The organism is Variovorax paradoxus B4 (assembly GCF_000463015.1).
GTDB classification, from domain to species: domain Bacteria; phylum Pseudomonadota; class Gammaproteobacteria; order Burkholderiales; family Burkholderiaceae_C; genus Variovorax; species Variovorax paradoxus_E.
The window spans coordinates 804,460-821,271 of the sequence record NC_022247.1 but is presented as its reverse complement, the minus strand read 5'-3'; the positions used below and the strand labels follow the sequence as shown (position 1 = coordinate 821,271).

General features: G+C 65.4%; 10 protein-coding genes and 1 tRNA gene. 1 reads left to right on the top strand and 10 read right to left on the bottom strand.

Annotation, left to right across the window (positions count from 1 at the left end):
• Positions 1-177 precede the first annotated feature (177 nt).
• Entirely contained in the window at positions 178-750 is a 573-nt protein-coding gene (locus VAPA_RS03725) for a helix-turn-helix domain-containing protein (RefSeq protein WP_021005430.1), read from the bottom strand.
• Positions 751-943: 193 nt separating this feature from the next.
• Here VAPA_RS03725 and VAPA_RS33750 point away from each other — a divergent pair, with 193 nt between their 5' ends.
• The gene (locus tag VAPA_RS33750; RefSeq protein WP_021005429.1) at positions 944-1,210 is read left to right on the top strand and encodes a helix-turn-helix domain-containing protein; all 267 of its coding nucleotides are present in this window, start codon (positions 944-946) and stop codon (positions 1,208-1,210) included.
• 382 nt (positions 1,211-1,592) lie between these two features.
• On the opposite strand, the gene VAPA_RS35040 is transcribed toward VAPA_RS33750, so the two are convergent.
• From VAPA_RS35040 to rpoB, 9 genes are all read right to left on the bottom strand, one after another.
• Positions 1,593-2,084, bottom strand: coding sequence for an integrase arm-type DNA-binding domain-containing protein (locus VAPA_RS35040; protein ID WP_230558955.1), 492 nt, complete (start codon positions 2,082-2,084; stop codon positions 1,593-1,595).
• A gap of 125 nt (positions 2,085-2,209) precedes the next feature.
• Positions 2,210-2,285 (bottom strand) — tRNA-Phe (locus VAPA_RS03715).
• An 18-nt stretch (positions 2,286-2,303) separates the two neighbouring features.
• The gene (locus VAPA_RS03710; RefSeq protein ID WP_012745757.1) at positions 2,304-3,005 is read right to left on the bottom strand and encodes a response regulator; all 702 of its coding nucleotides are present in this window, start codon (positions 3,003-3,005) and stop codon (positions 2,304-2,306) included.
• A gap of 89 nt (positions 3,006-3,094) precedes the next feature.
• On the bottom strand, positions 3,095-5,425 hold the full coding sequence (locus VAPA_RS03705; RefSeq protein ID WP_021005426.1) for a sensor histidine kinase: 2,331 nt from the start codon (positions 5,423-5,425) through the stop codon (positions 3,095-3,097).
• A complete protein-coding gene (locus VAPA_RS03700; protein ID WP_041946004.1) occupies positions 5,422-6,069 on the bottom strand; it encodes a DUF4390 domain-containing protein in 648 nt (215 codons plus the stop codon). Before VAPA_RS03700 ends, VAPA_RS03705 begins: the two co-directional genes overlap by 4 nt.
• Entirely contained in the window at positions 6,050-7,396 is a 1,347-nt protein-coding gene (gene rsmB / locus VAPA_RS03695) for a 16S rRNA (cytosine(967)-C(5))-methyltransferase RsmB (protein ID WP_021005424.1), read from the bottom strand. The genes VAPA_RS03700 and rsmB overlap by 20 nt, the downstream gene beginning before the upstream one ends.
• 141 nt (positions 7,397-7,537) lie before the next feature.
• Positions 7,538-8,140, bottom strand: coding sequence for a LemA family protein (locus VAPA_RS03690; RefSeq protein WP_021005423.1), 603 nt, complete (start codon positions 8,138-8,140; stop codon positions 7,538-7,540).
• 102 nt (positions 8,141-8,242) lie between these two features.
• Entirely contained in the window at positions 8,243-12,472 is a 4,230-nt protein-coding gene (rpoC, locus tag VAPA_RS03685) for a DNA-directed RNA polymerase subunit beta' (RefSeq protein WP_021005422.1), read from the bottom strand.
• Positions 12,473-12,493: 21 nt separating this feature from the next.
• Positions 12,494-16,618, bottom strand: coding sequence for a DNA-directed RNA polymerase subunit beta (gene rpoB, locus VAPA_RS03680; protein WP_021005421.1), 4,125 nt, complete (start codon positions 16,616-16,618; stop codon positions 12,494-12,496).
• Positions 16,619-16,812: the final 194 nt, after the last annotated feature.

Sequence of the window (16,812 nt, the reverse complement as noted above, 5' to 3'; positions counted from 1 at the left end):
TCAAGCGGAAGACCTCCGCTGTCGATACCCGTTCGAGGCTTTCTCGGTGTTCGGCATGCCGAACACCGAGAAATAGAGCCGGACAGAGAGGGGAATTCGGCACGTAGCGAATTCGGGGGGGCCCATCGAATGGGCATCCGCGTCGCACCGCTGCGCGGCAGTCCCGCCAAGAACAGCCTACTCTCGCAGCGTGAACACCACTGACAGGTACGACACCGGCCCGTTCTGAATGGCTTCGATCCCATGCAGTGCGGTCGCATCGAACAGCAGCGCGTCCCCTGCCCCAACCGCAACCGACTTGGCGCCGTATCGGTAGGTGACCTCCCCGGACAGGAAGTACAGAAACTTGAGGCCCGGATGTTGGAAGGTCACGTAGGGATCGGCGCCGGGTAGCAACGCGACCAGATAGGGCTCGACGAACAGGTTGCCCGACAGCAGATGGCCCAACAGCTCATAGCGGTAGTCCGCCACCGCACCGATGCGATCGACCAAGACACCATGTCCTGCACGCACATGGCAAAAGTCAGTACGCCGCGCCTGATCACTGAAGAAGCGTGAGGTCGGCACATGCAGGCCCTGCGCGAGGCGCTCCAAGGTCTCCACCGACGGCGAGACCAGACCGCGCTCGATGCGAGAAAGCATCGAGGCAGAAATCCCCGAGGTCTTGGCCAGTTCGCCGCCAGACACCTCGGCCGCCATGCGAAGCGCCCTGACCTGTGCGCCGATGCGCGCCGCGGACAGGCTGCGCACGACAGGTGCGGACCGTCGCGGGCGGGCGCGCGTCACCGACACCGGCAGACGCAAGGGCCGTGCACTAGGGAGCGGAGACGCAAACGTTCGATTGGGCATGTGGAACAACTCGCCGACGATGGAGAAGTCTCAGCTAGAGCAGTTGATTCTAGTCTGTTTACGACTATTCCGAAAGAGACTTAACGATTGATGGATGTCCGTTTCGCTCTACGATGCCAAATATGAGGAACTCCGCTCTCTACTGCGCAGCTTGCGGTTGGAAGCGGGGCTCACACAAGCTCAGTTGGCAAGCGCACTTCGCGTAGGGCAGTCATACATTTCAAAAATTGAACGTGGCGAGAACTTTCTGGACGTCTTGCTCTTTGCAAGCTGGTGTTCCGCCTGTGGTGTGAAAGCCGGGAGTACCTTGGACAAATTCTTGGGTACCAAGATTCGCCAGACTCCTGTACGCGCACATTGAAGCTGAGGGTCGGGCCGGCTCAATTGCACGGCGTCGCGATAGCGTTTGGCCGGGCAAAACTACCTCTGGCGTCCGCAATGCAGCGATTGCTGTCGGCTGTGGCCGCAGCTTGACCTCACGGTGCCTGCCCCGCAGCAATCATCCGAGTTCCGGCAATCTTGCCGGCCCGACAGCTGATTTGAGGGGGACAGCTCCAATATTGGCGGCGTACCGCTGCAGGCGGCATCTTGAACGTCCGCTGCTTGCGATCGGGTACTGCTGCTCTCGACCTGGCGCAGTCAAAGTCGGGGCTGAATTCAGAGAATCAAGACTGACATCCAACGATTGGATTCAGCGGATGCCAAAGACGGCCCGATGGAAAGTCCTGCTAGGTTGTCCCGTCTCAGAGCTCCTCTCCCGAACGAGACCGCCCCAGAACCTCGGCGTCGAGACCAACGCGCGGGTGGTAGGGGTAGTGGATGCGAACCAGCTCTGCGAGCTGTTCGCGGGCAGTATGAACCGCCCCGGCGGTCAAGTTTCGGCCGGCGCCAACAGCATTGAGGCGTGCAACGCGATTGCGCTCCTCCTCCACGCGCCGCGCCTCCCGTGGGTCCACGCCTTCGGCGCGCTTCTCGGCTTCGGCACGCGCCTTCCTGCGCGCCGCCGCAAGCGTCACCGCCGGGTAGTGCCCGATGCTGAGCTTGGCCTCCTTGCCATGCCGCTTGTAGCGATAAACCCACGCTTGCCGGTCGGCCGCACGCGAAGGTAGAGACCGTCGCCGTCCGCCAGCAAATATTCCTTGTTGCGCGGCGCTGCCGCCTTGATCTGAAGCTCGTTGAGTTGCCCCATGGTGTACCCAAAATCGACTGCGATTGAAAAGCAGTCTGGGGTACACCGTGGGGTACGCGCAAGAACGGGACTTTGTGAGATTCGGTGATGCCGCTTGAGCCGCCTTTTTGAGGCTAAGTCCTTGATGTACAAGGGCTTTTGAGCTGACTTGGGATCTACCGAGAAAGAAAATGGTGGCCTGGGGCGGAATCGAACCACCGACACGCGGATTTTCAATCCGCTGCTCTACCAACTGAGCTACCGGGCCTTGGTGTGCAGCCTTAAATTATACAGCGCTTCTGCGCCCTCTCGAAAGATCGACGCCAAGTTGTTTGAGCTTGCGATAGAGGTGGGTGCGCTCCAGCCCGGTCTTCTCGGCCACGCGGGTCATCGAGCCGTTCTCCATGGCCAGATGGAATTCGAAGTAGGCCTTCTCGAAACCGTCGCGCGCGTCGCGCAGCGGGCGGTCGAGGTCGAAGCTCTGGGTCGACTGCGGTCCGGCGTCGGGCACCGGCACGGAGGCGAGCGACGCCAGCAGCAGGCTGTCGCCGGTGGTGGTGATGGCGGCCGAGGGATTGATGCCAGGGGCTGGGGGCACGACGCCCGCCGCCGCGCGCCTGGCGTTCTCGCGCGCAAGGCCCTGCTCCACGGCCTTCAGGAGCTTCTGCAGCGTGATGGGTTTCTCGAGGAACGCGAAGGCCCCGATGCGGGTGGCGTCGACGGCGGTATCGATGGTGGCGTGGCCGCTCATCATGATGACGGGCATGCTCAGCAGCCCGGCGGTGGACCACTCCTTGAGCAGCGTGACGCCGTCGGTGTCGGGCATCCAGATGTCGAGCAGCACGAGGTCGGGCCGTGCGCGCTGCCGCGCAGCGCGTGCCTCGGCCGCGTTTTCCGCCAACTCCACGTTGTGGCCTTCGTCATTGAGAATTTCGAAGAGCAGGTCCCTAATGCCCAGCTCGTCATCGACCACGAGAATGTTTGCCATGAGTGCTGCTTGTTGTATGCGCCGGTATCTGCAATGTGTGTAGGGTCCGCCAGCCGTTCCATCGTCTGCGCGATGGATTTCTTTCGCGCTCAGGCGGCGGAAGACTTCGGATCTTCAATGTGAGCGACCGCTGTTTGCGGCTCGCCTGCCAGCGCGAATGATAGCGAGACTTGCGCCCCTGCCACAGCCCCATCGACAACGCGGTTGGAAAGCTCGATGCGGGCACCGTGTTCGTCCGCGATCTTCTTGACCACGGCCAGCCCCAAACCTGTACCTTTTGTTTTCGTGGTGACGTACGGTTCGAAGGCGCGCTTCAGGATGTTCTCGGCAAAACCCGGCCCGCTGTCCTGCACGGTCAGGCGCACGCGCTGGCCCGAATCGCCCAGGCGGGTGCGAATGACAACCTCGCCGGCCCGGCCGGTGGTGCTGGCGGCCGCCTCGGCGGCGTCCTGCGCGTTCTGCAGCAGGTTGTGGATGACCTGGCGGATCTGCTGCGCGTCGCCGCGGATGGGCGGGCAGCGCTCGTCGAGCTCCGAGCGCAGCGCAATGGGCGAGCTCTCGGCGCTGTAGAGGTGGAGCACGTCGGTCAGCAGCGCGTTGAGGTCGACGGGCTTGAGATCGGCCGCGGGCAGGCGGGCATAGTCGCGGAACTCGTTGACCAGCCGCTTCATGGCGTCGACCTGGTCGACGATGGTCTTGACCGACTTGACGAGCACGGCCTGCTCGGGCGGCGCAACCTTGCCGGAGAGCTTCATTTCGAGCCGTTCGGCCGAGAGCTGGATGGGCGTGAGCGGGTTCTTGATTTCGTGGGCCAGGCGGCGCGCCACTTCGCCCCAGGCCTGCGCGCGCTGGGCGGAGACGATTTCGGAGATGTCGTCGAACACCAGCAGCCGCGCGGCGCCCGGCAGCTCCGCACCGCGCGCGACGATGTTGATGGCGCTGTCCTGCTGCGGCAGGTCGTTGCCGGTGGCGTGCAGCTCGAAGGCGTGCTGCCAGTGGTCGAGGCCGTGCTGCAGGCGCTCGACCTGGAATTCGTCGAACTGCTGCTGCACGCTGTTGCCGAAGTCGGCCAGGCCGGGCACCTGGGCGAGCGGCATGCCCTCGTAGGCGGCCAGGGGCGCGCGCAGCACGCGGGTGGCGCCCGGATTGGTGGAAAGTATGGTGCCCTTGGCGTCGAGCACGATCACGCCGGAGGTCAGGTTGTCCAGGATGGTCTGCAGGTTGGCACGCGCGGCGTCGAGCTGGCCCATGGTCTTTTCGACCGCGCCGCGGGCGTCGGCCAGCTGCTGGGTCATGACGGCGAAGGAGCGCGTGAGGCCGCCCAGCTCGTCCTTGCCCTGCAGCACGGCGGTCGGCCGCAGGTCGCCGCCGGCCACCTGGCGCACGCCGTCCGCCAGCACGAGCAGCGGCCGCGCGAGCTGGTTGCCGAACAGCACCGCCAGCAGCACGGCGCCGAACACGGCCAGGAAAAGGCTCAGCGTGAGGGTACCGATGTACATCCGCCGCAGGCCCTCGCGGGCGAGGGCCCGCTCCTGGTATTCGCGGTTGGCCTCCTGCACGGCGAGCGCGTTGGCAACCACCGCGGGCGGCAGCGGCTGCGTGACCTGGAGGAAGCGCGGCGCCGTGTCGAAGTCGAAGCCCGGGCGCTGCACCATCGCGAGTGCGCGCACGCTGGCGGGCGGCAGGTTGGTGCCCGGCGCCGCGGTTTCGTCCAGGCCTTCGATGTGGGCGATGGCGCGGTCGGCGCGCACCTGCCGCAGCTGCTGGGTGGTCGGCCGTTCGGGGTTGAGCTGAAAGCGCGAGGCGCCCGCGCCGGCAATCAGCTGGCCGGAGCCGGTCCAGAGCACCACGTCGCTGGCCTGGAGCTGGTCGCGGATGCGCTCGAGGACGAGGCCGGCGCTCGCATCGGGCACCTGGACCAGCTGGGCGCTGGCCACGCGCGTCTTGGCGGCCAGGTCGTCCGCGAGCGAATCGAGCGTGGCGCGGCCAAGGTTCAGGCCGGCGTCGAGCGCGCCTTCGACCTTGACGTCGAACCAGCTTTCGATCGAACGCGCGACGAACTGGTAGGACACCACGTAGACCAGCGCGCCCGGCACCACGCCCACCAGCGCGAAGATGGCCGCGAGCTTGATGAGCAGGCGGCTGCCGAACTTGCCCTGGCGCAGCCGCCGCAGCAGCCGGAAGGCGACCCAGCCGATCACCAGCACCAGCAGCACCGCCACCACCACGTTGATGCCGAAAAGCCGCACGTAGTAGCGCTCGTACAGCGCGCGGTTGTTGGTGGCCTGGGCCAGCAGGAACATCAGCACCAGGCCGATGGCCGTGACCAGCGCGGCGCCCACGCCCACGGCCCAGCGGACCGCGCGCGAGCGGCGTGCGGCGGGTGTGGCCGCCGCGCCGCTGCGCGGTTTGTTGCTCACCGCTGTTTCTCCAGCGCCAGCTTGGCGCTGCGCTCGGCCACGATGTTCCAGTCGGCCTGGCCGACCACGCCGATCTGGAACGGACGCGGCAGCTGCGAGGTGTCGAGCCGGAAGCGGAACATGACCTGGTGCAGCGGCTCGTCGCCGATTTCGGCCGCATCGCCCAGCCGCAGCCGGCCCACGCGCTTGACGGCATCCATGGCGTCGGCAAGGCTGTCGAAGTTCTGGTTCAGCGAAACGCCGAAGCCCGCGGCGCCGGTAATGGGCACCGGCGACACGTTGAGCCGCCAGCGGCGCGTGAGCGGCTGGTAGGCCAGCCGCATGTGGCGCGTGACCTGCGCCACCTTGCGGTCGGTCCAGTACCAGCGCTCCTGGAAGACCTCGGCCTCGGCCACGAAGTAGATGGCAATGCCCTTGTCGAGCACCTCTTCGACCAGCGACGGCAGCTCGAACTGCACGGCCGCAGTGAGATAGACGCCGTCGTCGGCCTGCTCCAGGCGCATCTGGGCGACCGATGGAACGACGCGCCCCTGCGCCACCGCGATGGGGAGCAGGCAGGTCAGCAGCAATGCCCAGGCCAGCACCAGCCCGGCCAGCGGCGCCAGGAGGCGCCGCCTGCGGGCCTCAGCGCGGACGTTTTTCAAGCAGGGCGTAGAAGAAGCCGTCGTGGTCACCTGAGGGATTGTCCGGGACGGCACGGGCATTCGCCCCGCTTTGGGGAAGCAAATGGCCTGGCGACGCCCCCAATCGGGCGTCGGTGTTGTGCGCAAGAAACGCATCGATTTGTTGCGAGCCCTCTTCCCGGAACACGGAACAGGTGCAGTAGAGCAGCCGGCCGCCGGGCCGGACCAGGGGCCAGAGGGCCGCGAGCAGCGCCGCCTGCTGGACCGCCAGCTGGGCGGTGTCGCTCTCGCGGCGCAGCCAGCGCACATCGGGATGGCGCCGGACAATGCCCGAGGCGGTACAGGGCGCATCGAGCAGGATGGCGTCGAAAGGCTTGCCGTCCCACCACGTGGACGGGCGCGCGGCGTCGGCCACCACCACCTTGGCGGAGAGGCCGAGCCGGGCCAGGGTTTCGTCGATGCGGCGGCTGCGGGCGGCATCGACCTCGAGCGCCGTCACTTCGATGGCCGCCGGGCCGGCGAATTCCAGCAGGTGCGCGGTCTTGCCGCCAGGGGCGGCGCAGGCGTCGAGCACGCGCAGCGGCGTTGCCCCGGCCGCCCCGGCCGCCCCGGCCACGGGCAGCAGGCCCTCGAGCAGCAGTGGCGCAGCCAGTTGCGCGGCGGCATCCTGCACCGAGCATTCGCCGTCGGCAAAACCGGGCAGCTGCTGCACCGGGCGCGCACGCGCCAGCTGCAGCCCCGCCTCCCCCACCCGGATGGCCGCCAGGCCCACCGACTGGAGCGCCAGCTGATAGGAAGGCACGGTGGTCTTCCGGAGATTGACGCGCAGCGTCATCGGCGGCTGCGCGTTGTCGGCGGCAAGCACCCGCTGCCAGTCGCGCGGGTGGTCGCGCTTGAGCCGCTCGATCCACCAGCGCGGGTGGTTCCACTGCGCCACCGGTTCATGGTCGGTCGCGGCCACGAGCTCGTCGCGCTCGCGCAGGAAGCGCCGCAGGCAGGCATTGATGAAGCTCGCCTGCGCGCGCGTGGCGGGATTGCGCTTTGCCGCCTCGACGGCCTGGTCGACCAGCGTGAAGGGCTCGTAGGGCGCGTGCTGCGCATCCCAGGCCAGCGCCAATGCGGTGCACAAGAGCGCGTCGGGCAGCGGTGGCGGCGTGCGCTTGGCCAGATGGCGGCGCAGGGCCTCGGCGCGGCCAAGCCAGCGCAGCACCTGGAAGCCGAGCGCCTGCACGCCGGGGCGCATGGCGGGCTCGACGGCGTCGAACGCGGCGGTGCCCGAGCTGCCGGCGCGAATCGACGCGAGCGCCGCCGCGGTCAGCTGCAGTTGGCGCCACAGCGGGGGTTGCATCGGCGCAGCCGTGCCGGCGGGATGATCGGAAGGTAGTTCTGACAAGTTGGGGCGATGGTAATGGGCGTTAACGGGCGTGCGGCAAGCGCGGCGCCCCACGAGCGTACGAAGAAAAAATGCAACGCCGGCGTCCGGACAACTTCAAAGCAGCGGCGCGGCCGGGCGCAAACGCACCATCCATGCCACCAGCAGCGCCGGAAACTGGACGATGGCCGCGTTGTACTGCCCCACCGCCAGGTTGAACTGGCTGCGTGCAATTTCCGCCGCGGCCGACGGCTCGGGCCAGGCCATGGGTTCGAGTGTGCCGGATGCCGCACTGGCGCCGGCCGGCAGCAGGGGCGCCGGCCGCGAGAGCGTTCCGTCGGCGTCGAAAACCGTCACTGCGTCCGGGTGCTGGCGCTGCCAGGCCGTGATCAGCACCTGCAGTGCGGTGGCCAACGCGGCCATGCCGCCGGGGTCGAGCGGATGCTGCCGGGTCGCGCCCAGCAGGGTTGCAAGCTGGGTGGTGGCGGCCTGCAGCGGCGCCACGGCCGACGAATGGCTGGATGCATCTTTTTCCGGCGAGGCGGCCGTGATGCTGGCCTGGACGAAGTCCAGCTGCTTTCGAAGGGCCGCATCGAGCGTGGCGTAGGCCTGCAGCACTGCCGCGCGCAGGCGCACGAGCCGGTTGTATGCGCCCACGAACCAGAACAGGAGCACGGCAACGACGATCCAGCCGGCCATCGAATCGGGCAACACGCTCATCGGCAAAAACGCTTCGTAATAAAAAACTCAAAGAAAAACGCCCCCCAACCGGAGGCGGTCGGGGGGCGTCGGGTACCGGTCATGGCCGGTGATGCTAACCAGTTATTCGGTCGCGGCGCCTTCGCTGGCGTCGGCCGTGGTGGAAACATCGCTGGTCGAACCAGCCAGTTCGGCGGCTTCGGATTCGGCGATGGCGCGGCGCTCGGCCTCGTCCATCTGATCCTTGGCCTTGCGCGCCTGGTGGTAGGCCATGCCGGTGCCTGCGGGAATCAGGCGGCCGACGATGACGTTTTCCTTCAGGCCGCGCAGCTCGTCGCGCTTGCCCATGATCGCGGCTTCGGTCAGCACGCGCGTCGTTTCCTGGAACGACGCGGCAGAGATGAACGAATCGGTCGACAGCGATGCCTTCGTGATACCCAGCAGCAGGTTGGTGAACGTCGCGGGGATCTTGCCTTCGGCGCGCAGGGCGTCGTTGGTGTTGAGCATTTCGCTGCGTTCGACCTGTTCGCCGGAGATGTAGCTGGTCTCGCCGATGTTGTCGACCACGACGCGGCGCAGCATCTGGCGAACGATCACCTCGATGTGCTTGTCGTTGATCTTCACACCCTGCAGGCGGTACACGTCCTGCACTTCGTCCACGATGTAGCGCGCGAGTTCCTCCGAACCCAGCAGGCGCAGGATGTCCTGCGGGTCCGCCGGACCGTCGACCACGCTCTCGCCCTTGTTCACCACCTGGCCTTCGTGCACCAGGATGTTCTTTTCCTTCGGCACGAGGTCTTCGTAGACGCCGCCTTCCGGATCGGTGATCTGCAGGCGGATCTTGCCCTTGGTCTCCTTGCCGAACGACACGGTACCGGTCATTTCGGCCAGCATGCCCTTGTCCTTCGGCGAACGGGCCTCGAACAGCTCGGCAACGCGCGGCAGACCGCCGGTGATGTCGCGGGTCTTCTGGCCTTCGACCGGAATACGCGCCAGCACTTCGCCGGGGCCCACGTCCTGGCCGTCGCGGATCTGCACCAGGGCGCCGATCGGGAAGCCGATCGTCACCGAGTGGTCGGTGCCCGGGATCTTCACTTCGGCGCCGGAGGCGTCGATGAGCTTCACCTGCGGGCGCACGACCTTCGCGGCGCCGCGGCGCTTCGGATCGATCACCACCAGGGTCGACAGGCCGGTCACTTCGTCCACCTGCTTGGCAACCGTGAGGCCTTCTTCCACGTTCTCGAACTGCGTCTTGCCGGCGAATTCCGTGATGATCGGGCGCGTCAGCGGATCCCAGTTGGCGAGCACGTGGCCGGCCTTGATCTGCTGGTCGGCCTTGACCGCCAGGATCGCACCGTACGGCACCTTGTGGCGTTCGCGCTCGCGGCCGTGTTCGTCATGGATGACGATCTCGCCCGAACGCGCGATCACCACCAGCTCGTTCTTGCTGTTGGTCACGTAGCGCATCGTGGCGTTGAAGCCGATCACGCCGTTGGACTTGGCTTCGACGCTCGAGGCCACCGCTGCACGCGAGGCCGCACCACCGATGTGGAACGTACGCATCGTGAGCTGCGTGCCGGGTTCGCCGATGGACTGCGCAGCGATCACACCGACGGCTTCGCCGATGTTGATCAGGCCGCCGCGGCCCAGGTCGCGGCCGTAGCAGGTCGCGCAGATGCCGAAGCGGGTTTCGCAGGTCAGCGCGGTACGCACCTTGACCTCGTCGACGCCTTGCGCCTCGAGCTCTTCGATGTTGTCCTCGTCGAACATCTCGCCGGCCTTCAGCAGCACCGAGCGGTTTTCCGGATGCAGCACGTCGTCGGCAGCCGAGCGGCCGAGGATACGGTCGCGCAGCGATTCGATGACTTCACCGCCTTCGACGATGGCGCGCATCAGGTAGCCGCCGTGCGTGCCGCAATCCTGCTCGGTCACGACCAGGTCTTGCGTCACGTCGACCAGACGGCGGGTCAGGTAGCCCGAGTTCGCCGTCTTCAGCGCCGTGTCGGCCAGACCCTTCCGGGCACCGTGGGTGGAGATGAAGTACTCCAGCACGTTCAGGCCTTCGCGGAAGTTCGCGGTGATGGGCGTCTCGATGATCGAGCCGTCCGGCTTGGCCATCAGGCCCCGCATGCCCGCCACCTGGCGAATCTGCGCGGCGGAACCACGGGCGCCGGAGTCGGCCATCATGTAGATGGAGTTGAACGACTCCTGCTCCACTTCCTTGCCGTGGCGGTCGATGACCTTCTGCTTCGACAGCTTGGCCATCATGACCTTCGACACTTCGTCGCCGGCCTTGCCCCAGATGTCCACCACCTTGTTGTAGCGTTCGCCGGAGGTCACGAGACCGGAGACGTACTGCTGCTCGATCTCCTTCACTTCCTTGGCCGAGCGCTCGATGATGCCGTGCTTTTCAGCGGGCACCAGCATGTCGTCGATGGCGATCGAGATACCGGCCTTGGTTGCCAGGCGGAAGCCGTTCTGCAGCAGCTTGTCGGCAAACACCACGGTCTCTTTCAGGCCGCACTTGCGGAACGAGACGTTGATGAGCTTGGAGATTTCCTTCTTCTTCAGCGCCTTGTTGATGTTCGAGAACGGCAGGCCCTTGGGCAGGATCTCGGACAGCAGTGCACGGCCCACGGTGGTGTCCACCAGCGAGGTCGACGGCGTGAACACGCCGGTTTCCTTGTCCTTGGTGTACTCCGTGATGCGCACGGCAACCTTGGCGGTCAGCTCGACTTCGTTGGCGTCGAGCGCGCGCTGCACTTCACCGATGTCGGAGAAGATCAGGCCCTCGCCCTTGCCATTGATGCGGTCGCGGGTCGTGTAGTACAGACCCAGCACCACGTCCTGCGAAGGAACGATCGACGGTTCGCCCGAAGCCGGGAACAGCACGTTGTTGGAGGCCAGCATCAGCGTGCGGGCTTCCATCTGCGCTTCCACCGACAGCGGCACGTGGACGGCCATCTGGTCGCCGTCGAAGTCGGCGTTGAAGGCCGCGCAAACCAGCGGGTGCAGCTGGATCGCCTTGCCTTCGATCAGGATCGGCTCGAACGCCTGGATGCCCAAACGGTGCAGCGTAGGCGCACGGTTCAGCATGACCGGGTGTTCCTTGATCACTTCTTCCAGGATGTCCCAGACCACCGGCGTGCCCGATTCGACTTCCTTCTTGGCAGCCTTGATCGTCGTCGCGATGCCCATGGCTTCCAGGCGCGAGAAGATGAACGGCTTGAACAGTTCGAGCGCCATCAGCTTCGGCAGGCCGCACTGGTGCAGCTTGAGCGTCGGGCCCACCACGATGACCGAACGGCCCGAGTAGTCGACGCGCTTGCCCAGCAGATTCTGGCGGAAGCGGCCGCTCTTGCCCTTGATCATGTCGGCGAGCGACTTGAGCGCGCGCTTGTTGGCGCCCGTCATGGCCTTGCCGCGGCGGCCGTTGTCCAGCAGCGAGTCGACAGCCTCTTGCAGCATCCGCTTTTCGTTGCGCGCGATGATTTCCGGAGCCTTGAGCTCCAGCAGGCGGCGCAGACGCGAGTTGCGGTTGATGACGCGGCGGTACAGGTCGTTCAGGTCGGAGGTCGCGAAGCGGCCGCCGTCCAGCGGCACCAGCGGACGCAGGTCCGGCGGCAGCACGGGCAGCACGTCGAGCACCATCCACTCGGGCTTGATGCCCGACTTGCGGAAGGCTTCCAGCACCTTCAGGCGCTTGGAGTTCTTCTTGACCTTGACTTCGGAGCCGGTCAGGTCGCCGCGCAGGCGTTCGATCTCGCTGTCGAGTTCGATGCCTTCGAGCAGGTCCTTGATGCCTTCGGCGCCCATCTTGGCGACGAACTCGTCGCCGTATTCCTTGCGCTTCGCGTCATAGTCGTCCTCGGACATGATGCCGAACTTCTTCAGCGGGGTCATGCCGGGGTCGGTGATCACGTAGGCTTCGAAGTACAGCACGCGTTCGATGTCGCGCAGCGTCATGTCGAGCACGAGACCCAGGCGCGACGGCAGCGACTTCAGGAACCAGATGTGGGCGCAGGGCGCAGCCAGGTCGATGTGACCCATGCGCTCGCGGCGCACCTTGGTCTGCGTGACTTCAACGCCGCACTTCTCGCAGATCACGCCGCGGTGCTTCAGACGCTTGTACTTGCCGCACAGGCACTCGTAGTCCTTGATGGGGCCGAAGATCTTGGCGCAGAAGAGGCCGTCGCGCTCGGGCTTGAACGTGCGGTAGTTGATCGTCTCGGGCTTCTTCACCTCGCCGAAAGACCACGAACGGATCTTCTCGGGCGAAGCCATGCCGATCTTGATGGCATCGAAATGCTCATCGGGCGTGAATTGCTTGAACAGGTCGAGTAGCGATTTCATAAGACTCTTTCCCTTTTCAAATTAAGAACGCTCGAGCTCGATGTCGAGCCCCAGCGAACGAATTTCCTTGACCAGCACGTTGAACGATTCCGGCATGCCGGCTTCGATCGAGTGCTCGCCCTTGACGATGCTCTCGTACACCTTGGTACGGCCTTGCACGTCGTCGGACTTCACGGTCAGCATTTCCTGCAGCACGTAGGCGGCGCCGTAGGCTTCCAGCGCCCACACTTCCATTTCGCCGAAACGCTGGCCGCCGAACTGCGCCTTGCCGCCCAGCGGCTGCTGCGTGACGAGCGAGTACGGGCCGGTCGAACGGGCGTGCATCTTGTCGTCCACCAGGTGATGCAGCTTCAGGAAGTGCATGTAGCCGACGGTGACGGGACGCTCGAACTGGTCGCCGGTGCGGCCGTCGTACAGGTAGGCCTGCGTGCGCGTCTCGGTCAGGCCCTTGAGCTTGGCGATGTCGTCCGGATAGGCGAGCTTCAGCATGCCGCGGATTTCATCTTCCGAAGCGCCGTCGAACACCGGCGTGGCGAAGGTGGCGCCCGAGGACAGGTTGGCCGCCATTTCGAGCACGTCGGTGTCGCTCAGCAGGCTGAGTTCTTCCTTGCGGCCCGAGCCGTTGTACAGCTGCTCCATGAACTTGCGCAGCTCGGCCACCTTGGCCTCTTGCTGCAGCAGGTCGCCGATGCGGTTGCCGATGCCCTTGCCGGCCCAGCCCAGGTGCACTTCGAGCACCTGGCCCACGTTCATCCGCGAAGGCACGCCCAGCGGGTTCAGGCAGATGTCGCACGGCGTGCCGTCGGCCATGTGGGGCATGTCTTCGACCGGAACGATCTTCGACACCACACCCTTGTTGCCGTGGCGGCCGGCCATCTTGTCGCCGGGTTGCAGGCGGCGCTTGACGGCCAGGTAGACCTTGACCATCTTGAGCACGCCCGCGGGCAGCTCGTCGCCCTGCGTGAGCTTCTTGCGCTTTTCTTCGAACGCGAGGTCGAAGCTGTGGCGCGTCTGCTCGAGCGAGTTCTTGATCGACTCGAGCTGCGTCGCCACTTCGTCGTCCGCCGGGCGGATGTCGAACCAGTGGAACTTCTCGACCGACGACAGGTAGGCCTTGTCGAGCTTGGTGCCCTTGGCCAGCTTGTTCGGGCCGCCGTTGGCGACCTTGCCGGTCAAGAGCTTCTCGATACGGTCGAACGCGTCGGCTTCGACGATGCGAAGCTGGTCGTTCAGGTCGAGGCGGAAGCGCTTGAGCTCGTCGTCGATGATCTGCTGGGCGCGCTTGTCGCGCGTGATGCCTTCGCGGGTGAACACCTGCACGTCGATCACGGTGCCTTGCGAGCCCTGGTCCACACGCAGCGAGGTGTCCTTCACGTCGGAAGCCTTCTCGCCGAAGATGGCGCGAAGCAGCTTCTCTTCGGGCGTCAGCGTGGTCTCGCCCTTCGGCGTGACCTTGCCCACCAGCGTGTCGCCCGGCTGCACTTCGGCGCCGACATAGATGATGCCGGATTCGTCCAGGCGGTTGAGCTGCTGCTCGGCCAGGTTCGGGATGTCGCGCGTGATTTCTTCGGCACCGAGCTTGGTGTCGCGGGCCATCACCACCAGTTCCTCGATGTGGATCGAGGTGTAGCGGTCTTCGGCGACCACGCGTTCCGAGATCAGGATCGAGTCTTCGAAGTTGTAGCCGTTCCACGGCATAAACGCGATCAGCATGTTCTGGCCCAGGGCCAGTTCGCCGAGGTCGGTCGATGCGCCGTCAGCCACCACGTCGCCCTTGGCGATCTTGTCGCCGCGCTTGACGATCGGGCGCTGGTGGATGTTGGTGTTCTGGTTCGAACGCTGATACTTGATCAGGTTGTAGATGTCCACACCGACTTCACCGGCAGCCGCTTCGGCGTCGTTCACGCGCACCACGATGCGGGTCGCGTCGACGTAATCGACGATACCGCCACGGGTGGCCGTGACCACGGTGCCCGAGTCGACCGCGGAGACGCGCTCGATGCCGGTACCGACGATCGGCTTCTCGGGACGCAACACAGGCACGGCCTGGCGCTGCATGTTGGCGCCCATCAGCGCGCGGTTCGCATCGTCGTGCTCGAGGAACGGCACGAGCGATGCAGCCACCGACACGATCTGCGCGGGCGACACGTCCATGTACTGCACGCGCTCGGCGCCGACCAGGATCGATTCGCCGGCTTCGCGGGCGGAGACCAGGTCGCCGATCAGCTTGCCTTCCTTGTCCAGGACCGCATTGGCCTGGGCGATGACGTACTTGCCTTCTTCGATGGCCGACAGGTAGTCGATGTCCATCGTGACCTTGCCATCGACCACGCGGCGGTACGGCGTCTCGATGAAGCCGTATTCGTTCAGGCGGGCGTACAGGGCCAGCGAGTTGATCAGGCCGATGTTCGGGCCTTCAGGCGTTTCGATCGGGCACACGCGGCCGTAATGCGTGACGTGCACGTCGCGCACTTCGAAGCCTGCACGTTCGCGCGTCAGACCGCCCGGGCCAAGGGCCGACACGCGGCGCTTGTGGGTGATTTCGGACAGCGGGTTCGTCTGGTCCATGAACTGCGACAGCTGCGAGGCGCCGAAGAATTCCTTCAGCGCGGCCGAGATCGGCTTGCTGTTGATCAGGTCGTGCGGCATCAGCGGCTCTTGCTCCGCCTGGCCCAGACGTTCCTTCACGGCCTTCTCGATGCGGGCCAGGCCGGTGCGGTACTGGTTCTCGGCCAGTTCGCCGACGCAGCGCACGCGGCGGTTGCCCAGGTGGTCGATGTCGTCGACTTCGCCGTTGCCGTTGCGCAGGTCCACGAGGATCTTGACCACGGCCAGGATGTCTTCGTTGGTCAGCACCATCGGGCCGGTCGATTCGTCGCGGCCGACCTTGGCGTTGAACTTCATGCGGCCGACGCGCGACAGGTCGTACGTGTCCGGGTTGTAGAACAGGCGCTGGAACAGGGCCTGCACTGCGTCTTCCGTCGGCGGCTCGCCGGGGCGCATCATGCGGTAGATGGCCACGCGGGCTGCGAACTCGTCCACCGTCTCGTCGATGCGCAGGGTCTGCGAGATGTACGCGCCCTGGTCGAGTTCGTTGGTGTAGATCACCTGGATGTCCTGCACGCCGGCCGTGCGCAGCTTCTTCAGCAGCGCTTCGGTCAGCTCGTCGTTGGCCTTGGCCAGGATTTCGCCGGAGTCGGCGTCGACGATGTTGCGGGCGATGACGCGGCCGACCAGGAAGTCTTCCGGCACGCTGATGTGCGTGGTGCCCGACTGCTCGAGTTCACGCGTGTGGCGCGCGGTCACGCGCTTGTCCTTGGCGACCACGACCTTGCCCGACTTGTCGGTGATGTCGAAGCGCGCGACTTCGCCGCGCAGGCGCTCGGGAACGAATTCCATCTGCGCACCGCTGTCCATCAGGCGGAAGTTGTCGTTCACGAAGAAGTTCGCGAGGATCGATTCCGGGTTCAGGCCGATGGCCTTCAGCAGGATCGTGACCGGCATCTTGCGGCGGCGGTCGACGCGGAAGTACAGCATGTCCTTCGGGTCGAACTCGAAGTCGAGCCACGAACCGCGGTAGGGAATCACGCGGGCCGAGAACAGGAGCTTGCCCGAGCTGTGCGTCTTGCCCTTGTCGTGTTCGAAGAACACGCCCGGCGAACGGTGCAGCTGCGAGACGATCACGCGCTCGGTGCCGTTGATGATGAAGGAACCCTTTTCGGTCATGAGCGGCACTTCGCCCATGTAGACCTCTTGTTCCTTCACTTCCTTGACCACCTTCGACTGCGAAGTCGACGATTCGCGGTCATAGATGATGAGCTGAACCTTGGCGCGCACGGCCGAGGCGAAGGTCAGGCCACGGGTCTGGCATTCGCGCACGTCGAAGGCGGGCTTCGCGAGGTTGTACTCGAGGAACTTCATCTCGACAAAACCATTGTGCGAGACGATCGGGAAGGCAGCGTCGAACGCGGCCTGCAGGCCTTCGACGGTGCGCTGTTTGGGAGGAATGCCGGCTTGCAGGAACGCGGTGTACGCGTCTTTCTGCATCTGCAGCAGGTAGGGGATTTCTACGACGCTGTCGCGATTGCCGAAACTTTTTCGGATGCGCTTGCGTTCGGTGTAACTGTACGCGGACGATTGGGCCATGAGAGCTCCGGAGCTTGAGATCTTCAGCGACTTGTCAGCAGTGCCGAGGCACCACTGCTTGGCGGCTGGCCACTACCAGCCGTTGGCGGACAGCGATGCGTTGCACATCGCCCGAACCAAGGGGTCTTCTGCAGTCGGGGTCAGAAGACACTCAAAAAACGCGTTGGGATGGCGGCTTTTGGGTGCGCTCTGAA

What these genes read in the sequence shown, in the direction of transcription:
- VAPA_RS03710 (WP_012745757.1), bottom strand. Translation starts at nt 3,005, where the DNA reads ATGGCAAACATTCTCGTGGTCGATGACGAGCTGGGCATTAGGGACCTG.
- VAPA_RS33750 (WP_021005429.1), top strand. Translation starts at nt 944, where the DNA reads ATGTCCGTTTCGCTCTACGATGCCAAATATGAGGAACTCCGCTCTCTA.
- VAPA_RS03690 (WP_021005423.1), bottom strand. Translation starts at nt 8,140, where the DNA reads ATGAGCGTGTTGCCCGATTCGATGGCCGGCTGGATCGTCGTTGCCGTG.
- rsmB (WP_021005424.1), bottom strand. Translation starts at nt 7,396, where the DNA reads ATGCAACCCCCGCTGTGGCGCCAACTGCAGCTGACCGCGGCGGCGCTC.
- rpoC (WP_021005422.1), bottom strand. Translation starts at nt 12,472, where the DNA reads ATGAAATCGCTACTCGACCTGTTCAAGCAATTCACGCCCGATGAGCAT.
- rpoB (WP_021005421.1), bottom strand. Translation starts at nt 16,618, where the DNA reads ATGGCCCAATCGTCCGCGTACAGTTACACCGAACGCAAGCGCATCCGA.